The 21,093-nt window shown below is 74.7% G+C and carries 16 protein-coding genes; 15 read left to right on the forward strand and 1 reads right to left on the reverse strand.

Features of this window, described 5'->3' with window-relative positions; translation table 11 throughout:
• Positions 1-814 precede the first annotated feature (814 nt).
• The 7 genes from ssd (at position 815) to ACGFZP_RS10990 (ending at position 6,596) form a co-directional block, all read left to right on the forward strand.
• Entirely contained in the window at positions 815-1,939 is a 1,125-nt protein-coding gene (ssd, locus tag ACGFZP_RS10960) for a septum site-determining protein Ssd (RefSeq protein ID WP_392930860.1), read from the forward strand.
• A gap of 68 nt (positions 1,940-2,007) precedes the next feature.
• On the forward strand, positions 2,008-3,273 hold the full coding sequence (locus ACGFZP_RS10965; RefSeq protein ID WP_392930862.1) for a TadA family conjugal transfer-associated ATPase: 1,266 nt from the start codon (positions 2,008-2,010) through the stop codon (positions 3,271-3,273).
• Between the two features lie 144 nt (positions 3,274-3,417).
• Entirely contained in the window at positions 3,418-4,467 is a 1,050-nt protein-coding gene (locus ACGFZP_RS10970; protein ID WP_392930864.1) for a type II secretion system F family protein, read from the forward strand.
• Complete coding sequence (locus tag ACGFZP_RS10975) at positions 4,392-5,327, forward strand: type II secretion system F family protein (protein WP_392930866.1); 936 nt, start codon at positions 4,392-4,394, stop codon at positions 5,325-5,327. The genes ACGFZP_RS10970 and ACGFZP_RS10975 overlap by 76 nt, the downstream gene beginning before the upstream one ends.
• 240 nt (positions 5,328-5,567) lie before the next feature.
• Positions 5,568-5,702: a DUF4244 domain-containing protein gene (locus ACGFZP_RS10980; RefSeq protein WP_392930868.1), complete on the forward strand. Its 135-nt coding sequence runs from the start codon at positions 5,568-5,570 to the stop codon at positions 5,700-5,702.
• An 82-nt stretch (positions 5,703-5,784) separates the two neighbouring features.
• Positions 5,785-6,126, forward strand: a complete 342-nt coding sequence (locus tag ACGFZP_RS10985) for a TadE family type IV pilus minor pilin (RefSeq protein WP_392930869.1) — start codon at positions 5,785-5,787, stop codon at positions 6,124-6,126.
• A complete protein-coding gene (locus tag ACGFZP_RS10990) occupies positions 6,114-6,596 on the forward strand; it encodes an Rv3654c family TadE-like protein (RefSeq protein ID WP_392930871.1) in 483 nt (160 codons plus the stop codon). The genes ACGFZP_RS10985 and ACGFZP_RS10990 overlap by 13 nt, the downstream gene beginning before the upstream one ends.
• On the opposite strand, the gene ACGFZP_RS10995 is transcribed toward ACGFZP_RS10990, so the two are convergent.
• On the reverse strand, positions 6,591-9,095 hold the full coding sequence (locus tag ACGFZP_RS10995) for a DEAD/DEAH box helicase (RefSeq protein WP_392930873.1): 2,505 nt from the start codon (positions 9,093-9,095) through the stop codon (positions 6,591-6,593). The two genes, ACGFZP_RS10990 and ACGFZP_RS10995, sit on opposite strands and share 6 nt — an antisense overlap.
• Positions 9,096-9,317: 222 nt before the next feature.
• Between ACGFZP_RS10995 and bldG the strand changes: the two genes are divergently transcribed.
• From bldG to tmk, 8 genes are all read left to right on the forward strand, one after another.
• Entirely contained in the window at positions 9,318-9,659 is a 342-nt protein-coding gene (gene bldG / locus ACGFZP_RS11000) for an anti-sigma factor antagonist BldG (protein ID WP_387949816.1), read from the forward strand.
• Between the two features lie 160 nt (positions 9,660-9,819).
• On the forward strand, positions 9,820-10,239 hold the full coding sequence (locus tag ACGFZP_RS11005; RefSeq protein WP_392930875.1) for an ATP-binding protein: 420 nt from the start codon (positions 9,820-9,822) through the stop codon (positions 10,237-10,239).
• 213 nt (positions 10,240-10,452) lie between these two features.
• The gene (locus ACGFZP_RS11010) at positions 10,453-10,821 is read left to right on the forward strand and encodes a cyclophilin-like fold protein (RefSeq protein WP_392930877.1); all 369 of its coding nucleotides are present in this window, start codon (positions 10,453-10,455) and stop codon (positions 10,819-10,821) included.
• A gap of 117 nt (positions 10,822-10,938) precedes the next feature.
• Positions 10,939-11,664 (forward strand): small secreted protein, encoded by a 726-nt coding sequence (locus ACGFZP_RS11015; protein ID WP_392930878.1) that lies wholly within the window; start codon positions 10,939-10,941, stop codon positions 11,662-11,664.
• A 195-nt stretch (positions 11,665-11,859) separates the two neighbouring features.
• A complete protein-coding gene (locus ACGFZP_RS11020; protein ID WP_392930880.1) occupies positions 11,860-13,392 on the forward strand; it encodes a methyltransferase in 1,533 nt (510 codons plus the stop codon).
• A 272-nt stretch (positions 13,393-13,664) separates the two neighbouring features.
• Entirely contained in the window at positions 13,665-14,126 is a 462-nt protein-coding gene (locus ACGFZP_RS11025; RefSeq protein WP_392930882.1) for a DUF3592 domain-containing protein, read from the forward strand.
• 454 nt (positions 14,127-14,580) lie between these two features.
• Positions 14,581-17,439: a type I DNA topoisomerase gene (topA, locus tag ACGFZP_RS11030; RefSeq protein ID WP_392930884.1), complete on the forward strand. Its 2,859-nt coding sequence runs from the start codon at positions 14,581-14,583 to the stop codon at positions 17,437-17,439.
• Between the two features lie 157 nt (positions 17,440-17,596).
• Complete coding sequence (gene tmk / locus ACGFZP_RS11035) at positions 17,597-20,989, forward strand: dTMP kinase (RefSeq protein WP_392930886.1); 3,393 nt, start codon at positions 17,597-17,599, stop codon at positions 20,987-20,989.
• Positions 20,990-21,093: the final 104 nt, after the last annotated feature.

Here is a 21,093-nt window from a genome sequence, read left to right on the forward strand (position 1 = left end):
GATCTGCGCGGGGCCGGCGGTTTCCGGCGCGGGGGCGGCCGAGGGGGTTCCACCGGACTCGGCGGTGCCGTCCGGGGACTCGTCGGCGTACTCGTCGGCGTTCTCGGTGGTGTCCACGGGAACCGAGGATAGAGGGCCGTGCAAAACACCCCGCCATTCGGCGTACTCATGGGCGTGCGGGTTTGTGTTTCTGGCCGCTCGGGTACACCATGGAAGTCACGGATCGTTCGCGACCGTGCTAACCCGGTCCGGCTCCTCCCCCCCGAGTCGGGCCGTGGATAGACGACCCCCGCTCTCCCCCCCGGCGGGGGTCGTCGCACGTCCGGGGCCATTTTCAGGGGTTGAAGGCCGCTCGCGGAGGGTTCCGCCGTCGGCCGGGTTCCGGCGTACAGGGGGTGTCGGCCCGAGCGCCCGCTTCTTACTTTCGTCACTCTGTGTTGTCGGTTACTCATGGTGGCCGACGGCTTTGTGCTGCCCCGAGGGCGGCCCGCCGGTGCCCCTGTGCCGGGGGTGAGGAGGCTGCGGCGGATGTGGTCCGGGCTGCGGTGAATCGACTGCCGACTCTCCTCGGTGAGCCCCTTCCGTCAATTCTTTGCTCAATAGCCCCCCACCCGGGTGAACGTTCTTGTCCACAGCCCCCGAGTTGTCCACAGGGATTCGGAACGGGGCTGACGGAATGCGGATCGACCTCCACCGTGATGTCCGGCGGCGGTTGCCGGCCCTTGTACGGGGTCACCGGGCGATCGCCTGCCGGAACCGTCCGGACCGCACCCGTCCCGTCTCCCGCGGACGGGTGCCTCACAGGGGAGCCGCCATGTCGACACCGACCACCGACCACACCACCGCCAACGGTCCGCAGGCCGCCGGCCCGCTCGTCGTCACCGAGGACGAGGGGCTCGCCGAGCACCTGCTGCGGATCTGCGCGGCGGCCGGCACCGAGCCGCGGCTGATCCGGGGCGCCCCGCCGCCGCGAGGGCTCTGGGAGGCGGCGCCGCTCGTCCTGGTCGGCGACGACCAGGCCGGGAGGTGTGCGGGGCTGCCCCGCCGCACCGGGGTGCTGCTGCTCGGCCTGGATCTCGACGACCCCGAGGTGTGGGTCAGGGCTGTTCAACTCGGCGCCGAGCACGTGCTGTTCCTTCCCGACGCCGAGGGCTGGCTGCTGGACCGGATCGCCGACGCGGCCGAGGGTGTCGGGGCGGCGGCGCTCACCGTCGCGGTGCTCGGCGGTCGGGGCGGGGCCGGAGCATCCACGCTCGCCTGTGCGCTCGCGGTCACAGCGGCCAGGACCGGTCGGCGGACCATGCTCATCGACGGCGATCCGCTGGGCGGAGGGCTCGACATCCTGCTCGGCGGCGAGATGGCGGGCGGACTGCGCTGGCCCGGCCTGGCCGGAGCCAGGGGCCGGGTCAGCGGTGCCGAGTTGGCCAAGGCGCTGCCCGCGATGAAACGGCTCACGGGGCTGTCCTGCCTTTCGTGGGACCGGGGCGACACGCTGACCGTGCCGCCCGGGGCCATGCGCAGCGTGCTGGCCGCCGCCCGCCGGCGTGGCGGGCTGGTCGTGGTCGACGTGGCACGCCATCTCGACCCGGCGGCCGGGCAGGCCCTGGAGCAGTCCGACCTGGCACTCCTGGTGGTGCCGGCCGAGCTGCGGGCGGTGGCGGCGGCCGATCGGGTCGCGGCGGCCGCGCGGATGCGGCTGGGCGACGTCCGGGCCGTGGTGCGCCCGGTGCGGCCCGCAGGTCTCCGGGCTGACGTCATCGCTCAGGGGCTGCGGCTACGTCTCGCGGGTGAGCTGCCGCCGGAGCCCGGGCTGGCTCTCGACGCCGAGCGGGGCGTGCCGCCCGGGATCCGCGAGAGCGGCCCGCTCGCGCGCTTCTGCGCGACCTTCCTGGACGAGGTGCTGCCGCCGGTGCCGGCGGTCGGAGGAGGTGTGTACTGATGGTCCGTCTGCGCAGAAACGGCATGGTGGAAAGTGCCGGTGACAGGTCGTCGGTGATTCTGCCGACCGTGGGTTCCGCGGTCGCGGGACGGGCCCGGGAGCCTGGAACGGGGCAGGATCCGCACCCCTACGGGCGGACGGCCCGGGAGGAGCGCGCGGCGGCGCTGGTGGACGCCGTGCGGCTGCGATTGGCCGAGTCCGGTGCGGCCCCGACGGCCGGGTCCGTCGCAGCCGCGCTGCGGGCCTCCCGGCCCCCGCTCGGCGGCGACGAAGTCCTGGACACCGTGCGCTCGCTGCGCGCCGAACTGGTGGGTGCGGGCCCGCTGGACCGGCTGCTGGCGGCGTCCGATGTCACGGACGTCCTGGTCAACGGCCCGGAGGAGGTCTGGGTCGACCGGGGCGGCGGCCTGCGGCGGGCCACCGGGGTGCGGTTCGCCGACGCCGAAGCGGTCCGCAGGCTGGCCCACCGGCTCGCCACGGCGGCCGGCCGGAGGCTCGACGACGCCCGGCCCTGGGTGGACGCCCGACTGCCGGACGGCACCAGACTGCACGCCGTGCTGCCGCCGATCGCGTCCGGCTGCACCCACATCTCCCTGCGGGTCTGCCGCCCCCGCCCGTTCACGTTCGACGAACTCGTGGCCGGCGGGGCACTGCCCGAGGAGGGCGCCGACGTGCTGGCGGGCATCATGCGGGCGAGGCTGTCGCTCCTGGTCAGCGGCGGGACGGGGACGGGGAAGACCACGCTCCTCGCCGCGATGCTCGGCCTCGTCCCGCCGGACGAGCGGATCGTCATCGCCGAGGACTCCGCCGAGCTGCGACCCGCCCATCCGCATGTGGTCCGCCTGCAGAGCAGACCTCCCAACCAGGAGGGGCTCGGCGAGCTGACACTGCGGGACTTGGTCCGCCAGGCGCTGCGGATGCGGCCCGACCGGCTCGTCATCGGGGAGGTCCGCGGGGCGGAGGTCTCGGACCTGCTGGCCGCCCTGAACACCGGGCACGAGGGCGGCTGCGGCACCGTGCACGCGAACACGGCGGCCGACGTCCCGGTCCGACTGGAGGCGCTCGGATCGCTGGCGCGGCTCGACCGCCCGTCGCTGCACAGCCAACTCAGGGCCGCATTGGACCTGGTGGTGCATCTCGTCCGGGATCCCGGTACGGGGCGGCGGCGGGTGTCCGAGATCCACACGCTGGCCGGCGACCGCGACGGCCTTGCCGTCACCGTTCCGGCGGTGGCCTTCACGGCGGGTGGTGCCACGGTGCCGGGAGCGGGCTGGGAGCGGCTTGTGCGGCTGCTTGCGGCTCGCGGGGTGACGCTCGCGGGCGGGCCGTCGTGATGGGGGCCGTGGCGGCCCTGGTGGCGGCGAGCGCCCGCCAGGCGGAGGTGGTGTTCGTCCTGCTGCTGGGCGGATGCGTGACAGGTGCCCTGGCCCTGCTCGGGCCGTGGGGCCGGAGGAGCCGACGACGAGGAGGAGGGTGACATGGCGAGGGATCAACTGGCGCTGTGCTGGGCGCTGGTGCTCTGCGGTGTGGCAGTGGCCGGGTGGTGTGCACTGCAGCGTCAGGTGTCCGGGGTGAGGCGATCACGGCTGCTGCTGGTGGGCGAGGACGGCGGTCCGGGCGTGAGGTTGGATCGGGCGGCGGCTCGGCCCGGCCGGGTGGCGGGTCGTCGGCCGGCCTGGCTGGTGCCCGAACTGCTCCTCCTCCCGGCCGGATTGGCGGCGGGGGCGGTGACGGTCTCGCCGGTTCCGGTGCTCGCCGCCGCGCTGGCCGTTCTCCCGCTGCGGGGTTGGCGGCTGCGCCGTGGAGCGGCCCGGTCGGCCCGCCTGCGCGGTGCGGCGGTGGTCGACCTCTGCGCAGCGCTGGCGGGGGAGTTGCGGAGCGGGGCGACGCCCGAACAGGCGCTGCACCTGGTGACCACCCGGATTGCCGCGGACCGGGAGGCGCTGCGCCGGCTCGGGGAGGAGCCGGTGGCACGGCTCGCGGCCGGCCGGTACGGCGGGGACGTGCCCGCGGCGTTCCTGCTTCTCGCCGAACTGCCGGGCGGGAGTGGGGCGGTCGCGCTCGCGGCGTGCTGGCAGGTCGCGTCCGACAGCGGATCCGGTCTGGCGGCGGGGCTGGACCGGGTCGCCGAGGCCTTGCGGGGCGAGCACACGCTCTCCGAGGAGATCGAGGGCGAGCTGGCGGGGCCCCGTGCGACGATCGCCGTCCTGGCGGTGCTGCCCGCGGCCGGGCTGGTGCTCGGAGTCGCGCTCGGGGCCCGGCCGGTGGACGTCCTGCTGCACACGACGGCCGGACTCGGCTGTCTGGCGGCCGGGGTGGCCCTGGAGGTGGTGGGCCTGGCCTGGATGGCGCGGATCGTCCGGGCGGCCTCGGCGGGAGCCCTGGGCGGCGCTGCGGGCGGTGGGCGTCCGGTCGACGGTGGGCGCGACCGGTTGGGCGTCGGCGGTTGGCGATGCGGAATCTCGCGGACACGGGCTCGGGGCGGTGTGCCGAGCGGTGCGTTCCGGTCGGAGGTGATGTCGAGGTGAGCGCGGGAGCCGAATGGGCCGCTCCGGGGCTGGTGGTGGCGGCCGGGGCGCTGCTCCTGCGGCAGTGGGCGGCGAGGGCTGTGGCACGGCGTAGGCGGGCGACGGCCTGGAGCGGCCGGGTGTCTGGTGAACAGGGTTCGCCAGAGGGTCCGTTGGGGTGGGCCGGGTGGACGAGAGGGCTCGCCGGGTGGCCGTCGCGCGGGCCTCGGGGGCGGGGTGCGACGGCTGGGCGCTCGGGTCACTCGGCGCGCTCGGGGCGGGTGGCGGTCGCGGTCGGCGCTGGGTTCGGGCTGGCGTTGCTGCTGGGCGGCGGAGGCGGTCTGGCAGCGGGTGCCTTGCTTGCCGGGGGTCTGTGCCGGTGGCTCGCCAGGGCCCGCTCCCCGGAGGAGCGGCGGGCCGTCCTGGATGAGGAGCGACTGACCCGGCAGCTTCCGCTGACAGCCGAGTTGCTGGCGGCCTGCCTTGGGTCCGCAGCCTCGCCGGCCCTGGCGGTCGGGGCGGTCGGTCGGAGCGTGGGAGCACCCATGGGGCCCCGGCTGGTGGCCATCTCGGCCGAACTGGCCATGGGCGCCCCACCGGAGGTCTGCTGGACCAGGCTCGGCGAGGAACGCCCGGCGCTGGCGCCGCTGGCCCGCTGTCTGGTCAGGACGAGCCTCAGCGGGGCTCCGGCGGCGGAGGCGCTGGCCGGGCTGGCACACGGTAGGCGGGCTGCGGCCGGCCGGGCGGCGCATACCCGGATCCGCCGCGCCGGGGTGATCGCCACGGCGCCGCTGGGCCTCTGCTTCCTCCCGGCGTTCGTCCTGATCAGCGTCGTCCCGGTGGTGATCGGCCTCACCGCCGCCTTCGCGAAGGGGATGTGAGGCGGCATCAATCCATCCGCAGTGAAGCCTGGTCGGAGTCGGCCGGGTCGTACATCGCAGTGGCGCGGCAGTCCGCGCCGCCAACACGGAGGAGAAGAGAACATGGCTGTAGTGATCACGCCCAGGCCCGTCACCGGGCGCCCGGCCCGGCCCCTGCTCGGGCTGTGTCGTCGCCGGGGCCGCCTGGCGGCCGGCCGGATCCGGCGGGCGGCCCGCCGCAGGAGCAGGTCGGATGCCGGAATGACCACGGCCGAGTACGCGGTCGGCACGCTCGGGGCGTGTGCCCTGGCCGCAGGCCTGTACAAGGTGGTGACCAGCGAGGCCGTCACCGGTGCGCTGACCGAGCTGTTGGAGCGGGCGCTTCATGCAGCGTGACGGCCCTTGCGCGGCCAAGGCGGTCAGGTCGATCAGGTGCCGCCGCGGGGGCGATGCGGGGTTCGCCACGGCGGAGACCGCGGTGGCCCTGCCGGCGCTGGTGCTGCTCGCCGCGATGCTGATCTGGGCGGTGCTCGCGGCCGCCGCCCAGATCCGCTGCGTGGACGCGGCACGTGTCGGCGCCAGAGCGGCGGCGCGCGGGGAGGCGGATCCCGCGGCGCTCGCCCGCTCGGCCGCCCCGCCCGGAGCGGACGTACGGGTCGCGGTGGACGCCGACACCGTCCGGGTCACCGTCGACGCGCCGTGCCCGGCTCCCGGGCAGCTCGCCGCGCTCCTCTCGGTGCGGCTGGGTGCAGCTGCCGTGGCGGCGCGGGAGGACACCCTGGCGGGCGGCGGAGGAGGTGCCGGGCCATGGCCCTCCTGAGTCCGGTGAGGGAGGCGCTGCGACGGGCGACGGGTGCCCGCACGGCCCGCACCGCCGCAGCGGGGCGAGGGCCAGACGCGGGCTCCGCGACGGTCTGGCTGGTCGCGTTCGCCGTGCTCGGCTGTGCGGTGTTCACGGCGACGCTCTCGGTCGGCGCGGTGATCGGGGCGCGGCACCGGGCCGAGTCCGCCGCGGACCTGGCGGCGCTCGCTGCCGCAGGCCGGTTGCTGATCGACCCGGACGGCGGTTGCGGTCGGGCGGCCGCGATCGCCGCCGCGCAGGCGGTCACGGTGGCGGCCTGCACGGTGGACCGGGAGGAGGACACCGTCGAGGTGGTCACCGAAGTACCAGTCGGGGCGCTGCCCGTGCGCCTGGTGGTCCGTCCGGCGCGCGCCCGGGCCCGGGCCGGACCGATCCGGGGCGCGGTCACCGCGGCGGACGACCAGCCCGGGACGGCGGGTGGCTCATGAGCCTTCGGTGGCCTGCCCCTGCTGGTCGGCGGGCCCCTGCTGGTCGGCGGGGCCTTGCTGGTCGGCGGGGTCGTCTGGCCGACTCTGCTCCGGTCCGCTCGGTTTCGCCGGGCCGGGGTTCGCCTCGGCCGCCGCCCCCGCCTCGGTCGGCGACCCCGCTCCCGCTTCCCCCGGCTCCTCCGCCGCCGGGGCGCCGGCCAGCAGCACCTCCAGCAGTCGGACGGCGGCGGCCTTGTCCAGCGGGTCGTTCCCGTTGCCGCACTTGGGCGACTGCACACAGGAGGGGCAGCCGCGTTCGCACTCACAGGAGGCGATCGCGTCCCGGGTGGCCGTCAGCCACTGCCGGGCCCGGTGGAAGCCGCGCTCGGCGAAGCCGGCTCCGCCGGGGTGGCCGTCGTAGACGAACACGGTGGGCAGATGGGTGTCGGGGTGCAGCGGCACCGAGACTCCGCCGATGTCCCAGCGGTCGCAGGTGGCGAACAGCGGCAGCAGGCCGATGGACGCGTGCTCGGCGGCGTGGGCGGCGCCGGGCAGCTGGTCGAGCAGGATGTCCGCGTCGAGCAGCTGGTCCTCGGTGACGCACCACCAGACCGCCCGGGTGCGAAGGGTGCGGGGCGGCAGGTCGAGTTTGGTCTCGCCCATGATCTCCCCGGTGGAGATCCGCTTGCGCAGGTAGCCGACCACCTGGTTGACCACCTCGACGGAGCCGAAGCAGAGCCGGCCCTCGCCCCACTCGACGGTGGTGTCGGTGGAGAGCACGGAGATGGAGGTGATGTCGCGGGCGGCCGTCGTGTAGGGCGGATCGGCCGGTTCGACCAGGGCGACCGAGTTGTCCAGGTCGAACTCCCGGACGAGGTAGCTGCGCCCCCGGTGGAGGTGGACGGCTCCGGTGTGGACGGTGGTGTGGGCGGCGGAGGCGTCCACAGTGCCGAGCAGCCGGCCGGTCGGGGACTCGACGATCTGCACCGGGTTGCCGCCGCCGCCGCGCAGGTCGACGGCGTCGACGGCCCGTTCGCGGCGGGTCCAGTACCAGGAGCCGTCGGTCCGGCGGCGGAGCAGTCCGCGCTGCTCCAGTATCGGCAGCAGCGGGCCGCTCGACGGGCCGAACAGTTCCAGATCGCTGTCGGTGAGGGGCAGCTCGGCGGCGGCCGCGCACAGGTGCGGGGCGAGGACGTGTGGATTGTCGGGGTCGAGCACGGTGGCCTCGACGGGGGTGGCGAACAGGGCCTCCGGGTGGTGCACCAGGTAGGTGTCCAGCGGATCGTCCCGGGCGATCAGGACGGCCAGCGCCCCCTGGGCCTCGCGCCCGGCCCGCCCGGCCTGCTGCCAGAGCGAGGCCCGGGTGCCGGGGTAGCCGGCCATCAGGACGGCGTCCAGGCCGGAGATGTCGACCCCGAGTTCAAGAGCGGAGGTGGAGGCGAGGCCCAGTAGCCGGCCGGTGTGCAGATCGCGTTCGAGGGCCCGGCGCTCGTCGGCGAGGTAGCCGCCGCGGTAGGCGGCCACCCGGTCCGCGAGCGGCCGGCCGAGCTGGTCCTGGGTCTGCAGGGCGACGAGTTCGGCCGCGCGCCGGGAGCGGACGAAGACGACGGTGCGGGTCTGCTGTTCGACCAGGTCGGTCAGCAGATGGGCGGCCTCGGCGGTGGCGGTCCGGCGGACGGGCGCGCCGTGCTCGCCGACGTTCTCGGTGAGCGGCGGCTCCCAGAGCCCGAACACCATCGGGCCGCGCGGCGAGGCGTCCTCGGTGACGGCCTCGGCCGGCAGCCCGGTGAGGCGCCGGGCGGTGGCGGCCGGGTCCGCGGTGGTGGCCGAGGCCAGCATGAAGGTGGGCGAGGAGCCGTACCGGGCGCAGATCCGGCGCAGCCGTCGCAGTACCTGGGCGACGTGCGAGCCGAAGACGCCCCGGTAGCTGTGGCACTCGTCGACGACCACGTAGCGGAGCGTCTTGAGGAAGGAGGCCCAGCGCGGATGGGCGGGCAGGATGCCGCGGTGCAGCATGTCCGGGTTGGTCAGCACGTACGAGGCGTACTGGCGGACCCACTCGCGCTCCTCGGGCGGGGTGTCGCCGTCGTAGAGGGCGGCCCGGACCCGTGGCGGGGCGAGTTCGGCGGCCCGGCGGCGCTGGTCGGCGGCGAGCGCCTTGGTGGGGGCGAGGTAGAGCGCGGTGGCGCCGCGTCCGTTCCTGGCCTCGGTGCCCTCCAGCAGGTCGCTGAGCACGGGGGCGAGGTAGCCGAGCGACTTGCCCGAGGCGGTACCTGTGGCGATCACCACAGTATGGCCGGTTTTGGCCAGTTTCATGGCCTCCGCCTGATGGGCCCAGGGCTGTTCCACGCCCAGGGCCAGGGCGGATGCCACGATCTCCGGTCGGATCGAGTCGGGCCAGGGCGAATAACGGGCCGGTCGGGCGGGAAGGTGCTCCGTATGGGTGAGCCGGTCTGACCGCCCTCGGGTGGCGGACAGGCTCGCGAGCAGTGCCTCGGGCAGGCTGTGACGGGGCGGCATGAGGACCCAGTGTGTCACCGGCGTGACGGAGAATCGTCGTAAGCCATCGTGCGGTCATGGTCGCAGGTGGTTGAATGTGGCCGTGACGGCCGTACGGCCGGGGGTCGCAGCGCTGAGGCTTGCCACGCGTTGGCTGGGCGTGCCCGGGGCTCGCGACCATGCGGTGGCGGCCGTCCGGCCGAGGATCGCAATGACGTAGCAAGGCAAGGTGCTGGAGGTTCCGTGGACCTGTCCCTGTCGACCCGTACAGTCGGCGATCGCACGGTCGTCGAGGTTGGCGGCGAGATCGATGTGTACACCGCCCCGAAGCTGCGGGAGCAGCTGGTCGAGCTCGTCAACGACGGTAACTACCACCTCGTCGTCGACATGGAGGGCGTGGACTTCCTCGACTCGACCGGCCTGGGTGTGCTGGTGGGCGGTCTCAAGCGTGTGCGCGCCCATGAGGGCTCGCTGCGCCTGGTCTGCAACCAGGAGCGCATTCTGAAGATCTTCCGGATCACCGGTCTGACCAAGGTCTTCCCGATCCACACCTCCGTGGAGGACGCGGTCAACTCGACCGACTGACGTGGCCGGGCCGGCCGTACCGGTCGGCCCGCCCGAATTCATGCGTCCGGGCGGCCGGGGCCTTGGGGCCCCGGCTGGTCCCGGTCGCCCCAGGGCCGGTGTCCACCGGCCCGCGGGGGCCGCGTGTCCGGCCCCGGTCGAAGGACCCCGAGGGGGAGAGATGGCAACCGTCGAACTTCGATTCAGCGCGCTTCCCGAGCACGTGCGAACGGCCCGGCTGGTCGCCGCGGCAGTAGCCAGGCGCGCGGGGGTGGACGAGTCGGTGCTCGACGAGGTGCGGCTCGCCGTGGGCGAGGCGTGCTCCCGTGCCGTCGGGCTGCACCAGCGCGGCGGTATCACCGGCGCGGTCCGGGTGGCGCTCACCGATCAGGAGAAGCGTTTCCTCATCGAGGTCGAGGATGAGGCCGGCCCCGCCACGGTTCCGGCCTCCGGCAGCGCCGAGGCCGCGGATCCGGACGAGGACACCCTGGGCCTCGCCGTCATCACCGGCCTGGTGGAGGACCTGGAGGTCACCAACGGAGCCGAGGGTGGTCTGATCCGGATGAGCTGGCCGGTCTCGGCCGACACCGCGGCGGTCTGACGGGCCCGGTGCTCGCACGCCTCCGGGAGCCCTGACGCCCTGGAGCCGTCCCGGTGGTCCGGCGTTTCCCGGTGCTCCGAGCCCTGTGGCGGTCGGATCCCCGGGCCTTCGGCATTGACAAACTGTTGAGCTGGGCGATTCCCTGCTCTTGGCACGACCAGGCCCGATCCGTCTCCGGACGATCGGATCCTCGTCGGACAAGAGGGACATCCCATGCGGATACGCATTCTGTGGCCTGCCGGGCAGGCCACCGCCACACTCGACCCCACGCCCACCGCCGACGCGCTCTGGGCCGCGCTCCCGATCAGCTCCTCGGCGAGCACCTGGGGCGAGGAGGTCTACTTCGAGACCCCGGTCAGCGTGCCCCGCGAGGTCGGCGCCCAGCAGGTCGTGGAGCCCGGCACGGTGGCGTTCTGGACGGACGGGGACAGCCTGGCGCTGCCCTACGGCCCGACGCCGATCTCCCGGGACGGCGAGTGCCGACTGGCCGGTCCGTGCAACCTTCTCGGCGTGCTGGACGGGGACGCCGGAGTGCTGCGCACCGTCCGGCCGGGGGATCCGATCCGGGTCGAACGCGCGTGAGGGACTACGCGCCGGCGCGGTCCGGCGGCCGGGGCGGGCGAGGCGGGCGGGAACCTGGGGGTGCCGGAAGGCCGTGTAGGTTCGCAGTTCGACGATCGAACCGAAAGGGCTCTCCCGGTGAACAAGCGACTGCTGGCCGTACCCGCGCTCGGCGCGCTGCTCGCGTTCGGCGCCGTCGGCTGCGGCGACGACAACAGCAAGCAGCTGGAGTCCTGGGCGGCGAACGTCTGCGGCGCGGCCAAGGACCCGATCGCCCAGGCGCAGACCGCCCTGACGGACACCGGCCAGGTGAAGACCGGCGAGTCCCCGGCCGATCTGCAGAAGCGGCTCTCGGCGGACATCGGGCGGCTGGCCAAGACCAACCAGCAGATCGCGGATGCGATCAACTCGGCCGGGGCGCCGAAGGTCGACGAGGGCGCGAACCTCCAGAAGGACACCGTGGCCGAGCTGAACAAGGCGGCGGACGGCTACCTGGAGGTCCAGAAGAAGCTGGACGCGCTGTCCAACGGCGACCAGGCGAAGTTCGCGGACGGCCTGCGCAGCGTGGCGGACCAGGTGCAGCAGCTCTCCTCGCTGTCCACCCAGGCGCAGGGCAAGCTGCAGCGCGGCGAGCTCGGTGCCGCCATGGCCAAGCAGGAGGGCTGCAAGCCGGGTGCGGCCGCCGCCGCCCCGACGGATGGCGCGAGCGGCGCCCCGGCGGCCGGGACCGCCCCCGGCACGCCCGCCCCGGGCGCGACGGACACCGCGAGCCCCGCGGCCACGGACCCCGCCGCCACGCCGGCCCCGTCCGCGCCGTCCGCGTCCGCTCCGGCACCTGCCACCCCGGCGCCCTCCGCGAGCTGACCCGGGCGCGGAAGCGCCGCGGGTCGGCAGGACACGGACCACCACACCCCGGTCGGCCTCCCGGCCGACCGGGGTGTTCGGGCTGCCCCGGTGCGGTCCTGAGGCGGTCCCGAGGCGGCTCTGAGACGGCTCCGAGACGGGGAGGCGGGGCCGGTTCGGGTGGGTGGGGGCGGTGGGGCGGGGGACAATGGCGGGGTGATCAGTAGCCCCGTTCTCGACCCCACCCGCCTCGCCAAGTTCCGCGAGGCACTGCTCGCCGCCTCCTACACCGCCGACGGGTGTCTCGACCTGCTCGGGCCCACCGGGTACGCGGCACTGGCCCGCAGCGAGGCGGTGCCGGCGCTGCGCGCGACCCGCGGCGGGAGCCCGCTGGAGACGCTGGTGCGGCTCTTCCTGCTGCAGCAGCCGGTGCCGTACCGGGCCGCGGCCGCGGCCCTGCCGGTCGAGGACTGCCTGTCGGACGGCTGGCTGCGTTCGGACGGCGAGCTGGTCCGGGCCACCGTGGACGTCCGCCCGTACGCCAACGAGGTCGCCGGACTGCCGAGTTCGGACGCCTGGGTGGTCTCCGACCTGGGTTGCGCGGTCGGCGGCGCGGGCGGGATCGGCTCCGGGGAGACCGCGCACGGCGTGGTCCGCAAGGACCTGGTGCTCGGTGTCGGCGGCGCGTCCACCACGCTGGCCAACATCAGTGTGCGCCGGCCGGTCCGGGCGGCCCTGGACCTGGGGTCGGGCTCCGGGGTGCAGGCGCTGCACGCCGCCCGGCACGCCCAGCGGGTCACCGCCACCGACCTCAACCCGCGCGCGCTGCGGTTCACCGAGCTGACCCTCGCGCTGTCCGGCTTCGAGAACACCGAGGTCGCCGCCGGCAGCCTCTTCGAGCCGGTCGGGGAGCGGAAGTTCGACCTGATCGTCTCCAACCCGCCGTTCGTGATCTCGCCCGGCGGTCGGTTCACCTACCGGGACGGCGGGATGGCCGGCGACGACCTCTGCCGCAGCCTGGTCCGCGGCGCGGCCGCCCATCTGGAGCCGGGCGGCTACTGCCAGCTGCTCGCCAACTGGCAGCACGTCAAGGGCGAGGACTGGCACGACCGGTTGGCCGGCTGGGTCGCGGGCACCGGCCTGGACGCCTGGATCGTCCAGCGGGAGGTTCAGGACATCGCCCAGTACGCCGAGTTGTGGCTGCGTGACGGCGGTGACCACCGGGGCCCCGGCGGCGACTACCAGGCCCGGTACGGGGAGTGGCTGGACGCCTTCGAGGCGGGCGGCGTGGAGGGCATCGGCTTCGGCTGGATCACCCTGCGGGCCAGCGGCGCCGAGCAGCCGACCGTGCGGGTGGAGGAGTGGCCGCACCCGGTCGAGCAGCCGCTCGGCCCGCACATCGACGAGTGGTTCGCCCGGCAGGACTTCCTGCGGACGCAGGACGACGCGGGGCTGCTCGCGGCGCGGTACCTGCTGGCCGACGAGGTGGTCCAGGAGCAGGTCGGGGCGCCGGGGGCCGAGGACCCGGAGCATGTGATCCTGCGTCACAACCGGGGCATGCGACGTGCCACCAAGGTGGACACGGTGGGGGCGGGGTTCGTCGGGGTCTGCGACGGGACGCTGTCGGCCGGCGAGATCGTGGACGCGATCGCGCAGCTGCTCGGCGAGGACCGGGTGGTGCTGCGGGACCGGGTGCCGGAGTCGCTGCGGCTGCTCACCGAGCAGGGCTTCATCCGGCCGGTGCTCTGACCGGAGGGCGCTCTGCCCGGCGGACGCGTCGCTCAGCGGACGCCCTGGCGGGTCGGTGCTCCGGCTGGTCGGGGCTGTTGGCCGGCCGGTGCCCCGGGCGGGGCGTCTCGACCGCCTGGTTCACCTCGCCGTAGCCCCTGATTCGTCCTTCGGTCGCCGAACATCTGTCCTTCGTTGGTCCGCTGCTGTGAGGCTCTCTGTCCACAGGCTGTGGACAAAGGCGGTGGACAGAGCCGCTGGACGGGGCCGGCGAATGAAGCGGGGGGCCAGCGGTGGAGACGACGACCGAGATGGTGGGCGGCGTGGTGCTCGCGCTCTTCGGCGGCGCCCTGCTGCTCTGGTGCGCCGCCGAAGTGCGCCTTCGCCACCTTCTGCGCCGCCGAGGGGTTTCGGCGGTCGCCAAGGTGGTCGCCGAGGCCGACGCCCACGGCGAACTCGACAGTGCGCCGCTGCTCTCCTTCGCCGCACCGGCGTCGGTCGGCGGCGCGGGGGCGAAGCGGTGCGCCGAGGTGGTGCTCGCCAGGCCGCGCGGCCACACCCCGCTGCGGCGGTCGGCCCGGTTCGCGCCCGGCGCCTCGATACGGATCGCCTACGATCCGGTTCGGCCGAGCCGGGTGGTGCTGGCGGCGGCCGAGACGCCCCGCGCGGCGGTGGTGGACCTGCTGTGGACGACGCTCGGCGCGGGCTGCCTGGCCGCGGGCGCCTGCCTGCTGGCCGCCGGGTTCACCGGCTGACCTGCCGCGACTTGGTCGGAGGGTCGAAAGCCGGGAGGCTCGTCCGGCGCGGGCGCCCGAACCGCCGCCCGCCACGCCTCGGCCACAGGCCGCAGCCCGGCCGCAGCCCGGTCGTCGGTCGGGTCGCCCGGGTCGGTCGGGCCCCGTCCGGGGCTGACGATTTTCCGTTGACAGATTTTGAAATCCGTCATTCCATCCTTCGAAACCCGCCGAAGCCCCCCTCCGCGGGGCGCGAAGCTCCATCATCGGGTTACCGTTCGAGTGGCGTCGGTCGGACTTGCCGGTGAAAAAGCGGGATCCGTCCGTTTGACAAGGGTGGCCGGGGTACGGTCACACTCCGCTGGTGGGGTCGTCGTACAGCGGCAGCCCCGGGACGGTGGAGGGGTCGGGCGGAGCGCAGCCCGTGCTGCCCGCGCCGACCAGCTCACGTAACGACCGGGAGAGAAGAGCGAAGGTGTCCCCGAGCAGCGAGACCGCGCACGGACAGCGACTCGTCATTGTCGAGTCGCCGGCCAAGGCGAAGACGATCAAGGGCTACCTTGGCCCCGGCTACATCGTCGAGGCGAGCGTCGGGCACATCCGCGACCTGCCCAGCACGGCGGCCGAGGTGCCGGACAAGTACACCGGTGAGGTACGCCGCCTCGGCGTCGACGTCGACCACGACTTCGCTCCCATCTACGTGGTCAACGCGGACAAGAAGTCCCAGGTCAGCAAGCTGAAGTCGCTGCTCGCGGAGTCCGACGAGCTCTTCCTCGCCACCGATGAGGACCGCGAGGGCGAGGCCATCGCGTGGCACCTCCAGCAGGTGCTCAAGCCCAAGGTGCCGGTGCACCGGATGGTCTTCCACGAGATCACCAAGTCGGCCATCCAGGAGGCGGTGGCCAACCCGCGCGAGCTGAACCAGCGTCTGGTCGACGCCCAGGAGACCCGCCGCATCCTCGACCGCCTCTACGGCTTCGAGGTCTCGCCGGTGCTGTGGAAGAAGGTCATGCCGAAGCTGTCGGCGGGCCGCGTGCAGTCCGTCGCGACCCGCCTGGTCGTCGAGAAGGAGCGCGAGCGGATGGCCTTCCGCTCGGCGTCCTACTGGGACCTGGTCGCCACCTTCGGCACCGGCCGCACCCCGGCGGACTCCGCCAACCCGGAGACCTTCGGTGCCCGGCTGTCCGCCGTCGACGGCAAGCGGATCGCCAGCGGCCGGGACTTCGGCTCGAACGGTCAGCTGAAGGCCGGCAGCGCCAACACCCTGCACCTGGACGAGCAGGCCGCCCGTACGCTGGTCGCCGCCCTGGAGCAGACCGCGTTCGCGGTGCGCAGCGTCGAGTCCAAGCCGTACCGCCGCTCGCCCTACGCGCCGTTCCGCACCACCACGCTCCAGCAGGAGGCCAGCCGCAAGCTGGGCTTCGGCGCCAAGCGGACCATGCAGGTGGCCCAGAAGCTGTACGAGAACGGCTTCATCACCTATATGCGTACCGACTCCACCACGCTGTCGGACACCGCGATCAACGCCGCCCGTGCGCAGGTCACCCAGCTCTACGGGGCCGACTACCTGCCGGACGCGCCGCGCACCTACGCCAGCAAGGTCAAGAACGCGCAGGAGGCGCACGAGGCCGTCCGCCCCTCCGGGGACCGCTTCCGCACCCCCGCCGAGACCGGCCTGAGCGGCGACGACTTCCGGCTGTACGAGCTGATCTGGATGCGCACCGTCGCCTCCCAGATGAAGGACGCGGTCGGCCAGTCCGTCACCGTCAAGGTCGGCGGCCGCGCCGCGGACGGCCGGGACACCGAGTTCTCCGCCTCCGGCAAGATCATCACCTTCCACGGCTTCCTCAAGGCCTACGTCGAGGGCGCGGACGACCCGAACGCCGAGCTGGACGACCGTGAGCGCAGGCTGCCCCAGGTCACCGAGGGCGACCCGCTGGCCGCCGAGCAGCTCACCCCGGAGGGCCACGCCACCAAGCCGCCGGCCCGCTACACCGAGGCCTCGCTGGTCAAGGAGCTGGAGGACCGGGAGATCGGCCGCCCGTCCACCTACGCCTCGATCATCGACACCATCATCGGGCGCCGCTACGTGTTCAAGAAGGGGACGGCGCTGGTGCCGTCGTTCCTCTCCTTCGCCGTGGTCAACCTGCTGGAGAAGCACTTCGGCCGACTGGTCGACTACGACTTCACCGCGAAGATGGAGGACGACCTCGACCGGATCGCGGCCGGCGAGGCCCAGTCCGTGCCGTGGTTGAAGCGCTTCTACTTCGGCGAGGGCGAGGGCCACGCCACCGGCGGCGCCGCCGAGGCCGGCAACGGTGACGGCGACCACCTGGGCGGTCTGAAGGAACTGGTCACCGACCTCGGCGCGATCGACGCCCGGGAGATCAGCTCGTTCCGGATCAGCGACGACCTCACCCTGCGGGTCGGCCGCTACGGCCCCTACGTCGAGCGCGCCTCCACCGTCGAGGGCGAGCCCGGCCAGCGCGCCGACATCCCGGACGAGCTGCCGCCGGACGAGCTCACCGTCGAGCTGGCCGAGGAGCTGCTGGCCAAGCCCAGCGGCGACTTCGAGCTCGGCCCGGACCCGGTCAGCGGGAACATGCTGGTCGCCAAGGACGGCCGGTACGGCCCGTACGTGACCGAGATCCTGCCCGAGGGCACGCCGAAGACCGGCAAGAACGCCGTCAAGCCGCGCACCGCCTCCCTGCTGAAGTCGATGGCGCTGGACACCGTCACCCTGGCGGACGCGCTCCAGCTGCTCTCGCTGCCGCGGGTGGTCGGCTCGGACCCGGAGGGCGTGGAGATCACCGCGCAGAACGGCCGCTACGGCCCGTACCTCAAGCGCGGCACCGACTCCCGCTCGCTCACCAGCGAGGAGCAGATGTTCACGGTCACCCTCGAGGAGGCCCTGGCCATCTACGCGCAGCCCAAGCAGCGCGGCCGGGCCGCCGCCGCGCCGCCGCTCAAGGAGCTGGGCACCGACCCGGTCAGCGAGCGCCCGGTCGTGGTGAAGGACGGCCGCTTCGGCCCGTACGTGACCGACGGTGAGACCAACGCGACCCTGCGCAAGGACGACGAGGTCGAGACCATCACGCCGGAGCGCGGCTACGAGCTGCTCGCCGAGAAGCGGGCCCGCGGGCCGGTGAAGAAGACCGCGAAGAAGGCCCCGGCGAAGAAGACCACCGCCACGGCCAAGAAGACCGCGGCGAAGAAGACGGCCACCGCCAAGACGGCCGCCAAGAAGACGACCACGGCCAAGACCGCGACCGCCAAGAAGACGGCCGTCAAGAAGACCGCCGCGAGCAAGGCCGCCGCACCCGACGAGGGCTGACCCTCCGCCAGTGGCACCGGGCCCGCGTCTCCTCCGGGAGGCGCGGGCCCGTGGTCTGTGGACGTACTTGTGCGCGGAGCGTCACAACCCTGCAATGAGGGCGATCCGGAGGGCCGCTCACCCTTTTGCGGCAACCGCCGACCGCTACGCTGACGGTATGACGAGCGAGGAGCAGCCCACCCCCAGCGCCGCCGCGGCCGCCAGAGCGGGCACACCCGATCTGCCCGAGGTGGCGCCCGCCGGGACCGCCGGGGAGCGGGTCCGCGCGCTGCTGCGGCTGCGCCCGTACCGCCGGCTCTGGACCACCCAGCTGATCGGCGGCACCGCCGACCGGCTCGGCCTGCTGGTCCTGCTCGCGCTGACCGTGATCGCCGCCGCGCTCGGCGGGCGGTTCGGCGACCTGCCGCGCAGCCTGGCCTTCGCGGTCGCCGCCGTCTTCGCGGCCCGGCTGGCCGCCACCGTGCTGTTCGGCGCCGCCCTGCTCGGGCCCGTGCACCAGCTGCTCGGCGGCCCGCTGGACCGCCGCTGGACGATGCTCGGCGCGGACGCGCTGCGCGCCGTGCTGATCGGCCTCGCGCCCTGGTGGATCGTCTGGCTGGGCTCCGGCCCGAAGCCCTCCGGCGCCGCCACCTACGTGCTGCTCGCCACCGTCTTCGTGACCGGCGCCGCCGAGCGGGTCTGGGCGATCGCCAAGGACGCCGCCGTCCCCGGTCTGCTGCCGCCCGCGAACCCCTACGCCCCGGCCGGCGAGCAGCGCCCGTCCGCCGCGAACCTGGACACCGTCCGGACACTGGACCTGCGCACCGGCTGGGCCACCGTGCCGCTCGCCGCCGCCGCGCTGATCGGGCTGACCCTGGTCAACAACGTCTTCGCGGCGCTCGGCTCGGACTGGCTGCGGCTCCACCAGACGACCTTCGCCGCCCTCGGCGCGGCCGGCCTGTTCGTCGCCTCGGCCGTCCGGCTGTACCTCCAGACGCTGCCCGGCGGCCGGGTGTCCGCCGCCCCGCGCTCCCCGCTGCAGGGCCTGCGGGCACCGGTCGACGCCACCCCCGGCCCCGCGCTGGGCAAGGGTCGCACCGGCTCCGCCCCCTACTTCACCTTCGCCGTCGCCGCCGGGTACGCCTCGATGGCCGGGGTCGCCGCACTGGCGCTGCTGACCGCCGTCGAGCACCGGGCCGGTCCGATCGGCTACGGCCTGCTGGTGCTCGCCGCCGCCGGGGCGCCCGCGCTGGGCGTCCGGCTGACCCGGGCCACGCTGCCCGCGCTGTCCCGCCGCCGGCTGCTCGCCCTGGCCCTGCTGGCCGAGGGCGTGGCGCTGATCCTGGCCGGCCTGGTGCTGGACTTCGTCCTCGTCCTGCTGCTCACCGTGCTGGCCGGGCTGGCCGCCGGGATCGTCATCTCGGCCGGGCGCACCCTGCTCGCCCAGGAGGTCGAGGAGGAGCGGCTGCCGAAGGTCGTCGAGCACCTGTACGCGGTGCTGCGCGCCGTGGTGGGTGCCGCGCTGGTGGCCGTGCCGCTGATCGCGGCCGGGTACGGGGACGTCGAGTACGGCACCGTCGAGCCGGGCTCCTTCACCTTCATCCACGGCGGCGCGGCCCTGGCGGTCGCAACCGCCGGGCTGCTGACCCTCGTCCTCGCGGCCGTCGTGCTGCTCAGGACCGACGACCGGCGCGGCATCGCCCCGTTCGGCCGCGACCTGGTGGACGCCGTCCGCGGCGGCACCGGGCTCCCCGCGCACCGCACCACCGGTACCGGCTTCTTCATCGCCCTGGAGGGCGGCGACGGCGCCGGCAAGTCCACCCAGTCCCAGGCGCTCGCCGAGTGGATCCGCGGCAAGGGCCACGAGGTGGTGCTCACCCGCGAGCCCGGCGGCAGCCCGGTCGGCCAGCGGCTGCGCGGCCTGGTCCTGGACGTCGGCAACACCGGCCTGTCGCACCGCGCCGAGGCGCTGATCTACGCGGCGGACCGCGCCGAGCACGTCGAGAACGTCATCCGGCCCGCGCTGGCCCGGGGCGCCGTCGTCATCACCGACCGCTACATGGACTCCTCCATCGCCTACCAGGGCGCCGGCCGCGACCTGGCCGCGACCGAGGTGGCCCGGATCTCGCGCTGGGCGACCGGCGGGCTGGTGCCCGACCTCACCGTGGTCCTGGACGTCGACCCGACCAAGGCGCGGGAGCGGTTCACCGAGGCGCTGGACCGGCTGGAGTCCGAGCCGACCGAGTTCCACCAGCGGGTGCGGGCCGGCTTCCTCGCCCTGGCGGCCGCCGACCCGGCGCGCTACCTGGTCGTCGACGGCAGCCGGCAGCCCGGCTTCGTCACCACCGCGATCCGCCACCGGCTCGACCGCGAGCTGCCGCTCTCCGAGCAGGAGAAGGCCGCCCGGGCCGAGCAGGAGCGGCTGGCCCGCGAGGAGGCCGAGCGCCGCGCCGCCGAGGAGGCCCGCCGGAAGGCCGAGGAGGAGGCCGCCGAGCGCAAGCGGCAGGAGGTGCTGGAGCAGCTCCGGGCCGAGCAGGCGGAGAAGGAGCGGCTCGCCAAGGAGGAGGCCGAGCGGGTCGCCGCCGAGGCGGCGCGCAAGGCGGCCGAGGAGGCCCGGCGCAGGGCCGAGGAGGAGGCCCGTCGGCGCGCCGAGGAGGAGGCGAAGCGGCGTGCGGCCGAGGAGGAGCGGCTGGCCCGTGAGGAGGCCGAGCGCCGGCGGCTCGCCGAGGAGGCGGCCGCCCAGGCGGAGCTCCAGCGGCAGCGGGAGCTGGCCCGCGAGGAGCAGCGCCGCCGTGCCGAGGAGGCCCTGCAGCGGGCCGAGGAGGCCAGGCTGGCGCAGGCCGCGGCGCTGGCTGCGGCCGCGGCTGCCGCCGCGAGCGCGGCGGACCGGGCGGACGCCGCTCCCGGCGGTGCTCCCGGTGGTGCTCCGGGCAATGACGTGACGACCGAGCTGCGGGTTCGGCCCGTCGAGGACGCGACCCAGGAGATCTCCGAGCGGGACCGCCAGGCGGCCGTGCGGGCGGCGCAGGCCGCCGGACCGGCCCCGGCCGCGCCCCCGGCGCACTCCCCGGTGGACGCGACGGCGAAGCTGCCGGTCGTCCCCGCGGTGCCGGCGGACGAGACGGCCGTGCTGCCCCGGGTGCCCGCCGACGAGACGGCCGTGCTGCCCCGGGTGCCCTCGGCGGACGCCGATCGGACCTCGGTGCTGCCCCGGGTCGAGGACGACCGCCCGGCGCCGCCCGCCGACCGCGTCCCGCCGGGCCTCTGGCGGGAGGACCGGGCCGCGGCGGACGGCGGCACCCGCGAGCTGCCGGTGGTCGAGGAGCAGCCGCCGGCCGTCGAGCCGCGACCCCGGCCGTCCTGGGCCGAGGAGACCCCGATGGACGACCTGCCGAGCCTGACCGACACGCTGCTCGGCTCCCGCGACGAGTGGACGCGCCTGCAGCAGGGCTCCGCCGACCCGCGCCCGCAGGGCCCGCGGGCACAGGACCCGCGCGCGCCGCAGCCGGGCGCCCGGGCCGAGGAGCAGGGCGACGGCAAGGGCAAGGGCCGCCGCTGGCGCCGGGGCTGAGCCCCGACGGTTCGACCGACGGGCGGTGCGGCCGGGGCGGGTGCTCCGGCGGCGCCGCCCGTCGTCGTACCGGGCACGTATGCTCGACCGCGGGGAGGCAGCGG

This window comes from Kitasatospora sp. NPDC048239, assembly GCF_043202015.1.
In the GTDB taxonomy this organism is placed as follows: Bacteria; Actinomycetota; Actinomycetes; order Streptomycetales; family Streptomycetaceae; genus Kitasatospora.

What these genes read in the sequence shown, in the direction of transcription:
- ssd (WP_392930860.1), top strand. Translation starts at nt 815, where the DNA reads ATGTCGACACCGACCACCGACCACACCACCGCCAACGGTCCGCAGGCC.
- ACGFZP_RS10970 (WP_392930864.1), top strand. Translation starts at nt 3,418, where the DNA reads ATGGCGAGGGATCAACTGGCGCTGTGCTGGGCGCTGGTGCTCTGCGGT.
- ACGFZP_RS10975 (WP_392930866.1), top strand. Translation starts at nt 4,392, where the DNA reads ATGCGGAATCTCGCGGACACGGGCTCGGGGCGGTGTGCCGAGCGGTGC.
- ACGFZP_RS10980 (WP_392930868.1), top strand. Translation starts at nt 5,568, where the DNA reads ATGACCACGGCCGAGTACGCGGTCGGCACGCTCGGGGCGTGTGCCCTG.
- ACGFZP_RS10990 (WP_392930871.1), top strand. Translation starts at nt 6,114, where the DNA reads ATGGCCCTCCTGAGTCCGGTGAGGGAGGCGCTGCGACGGGCGACGGGT.
- ACGFZP_RS10995 (WP_392930873.1), bottom strand. Translation starts at nt 9,095, where the DNA reads ATGCCGCCCCGTCACAGCCTGCCCGAGGCACTGCTCGCGAGCCTGTCC.
- ACGFZP_RS11005 (WP_392930875.1), top strand. Translation starts at nt 9,820, where the DNA reads ATGGCAACCGTCGAACTTCGATTCAGCGCGCTTCCCGAGCACGTGCGA.
- ACGFZP_RS11010 (WP_392930877.1), top strand. Translation starts at nt 10,453, where the DNA reads ATGCGGATACGCATTCTGTGGCCTGCCGGGCAGGCCACCGCCACACTC.
- tmk (WP_392930886.1), top strand. Translation starts at nt 17,597, where the DNA reads ATGACGAGCGAGGAGCAGCCCACCCCCAGCGCCGCCGCGGCCGCCAGA.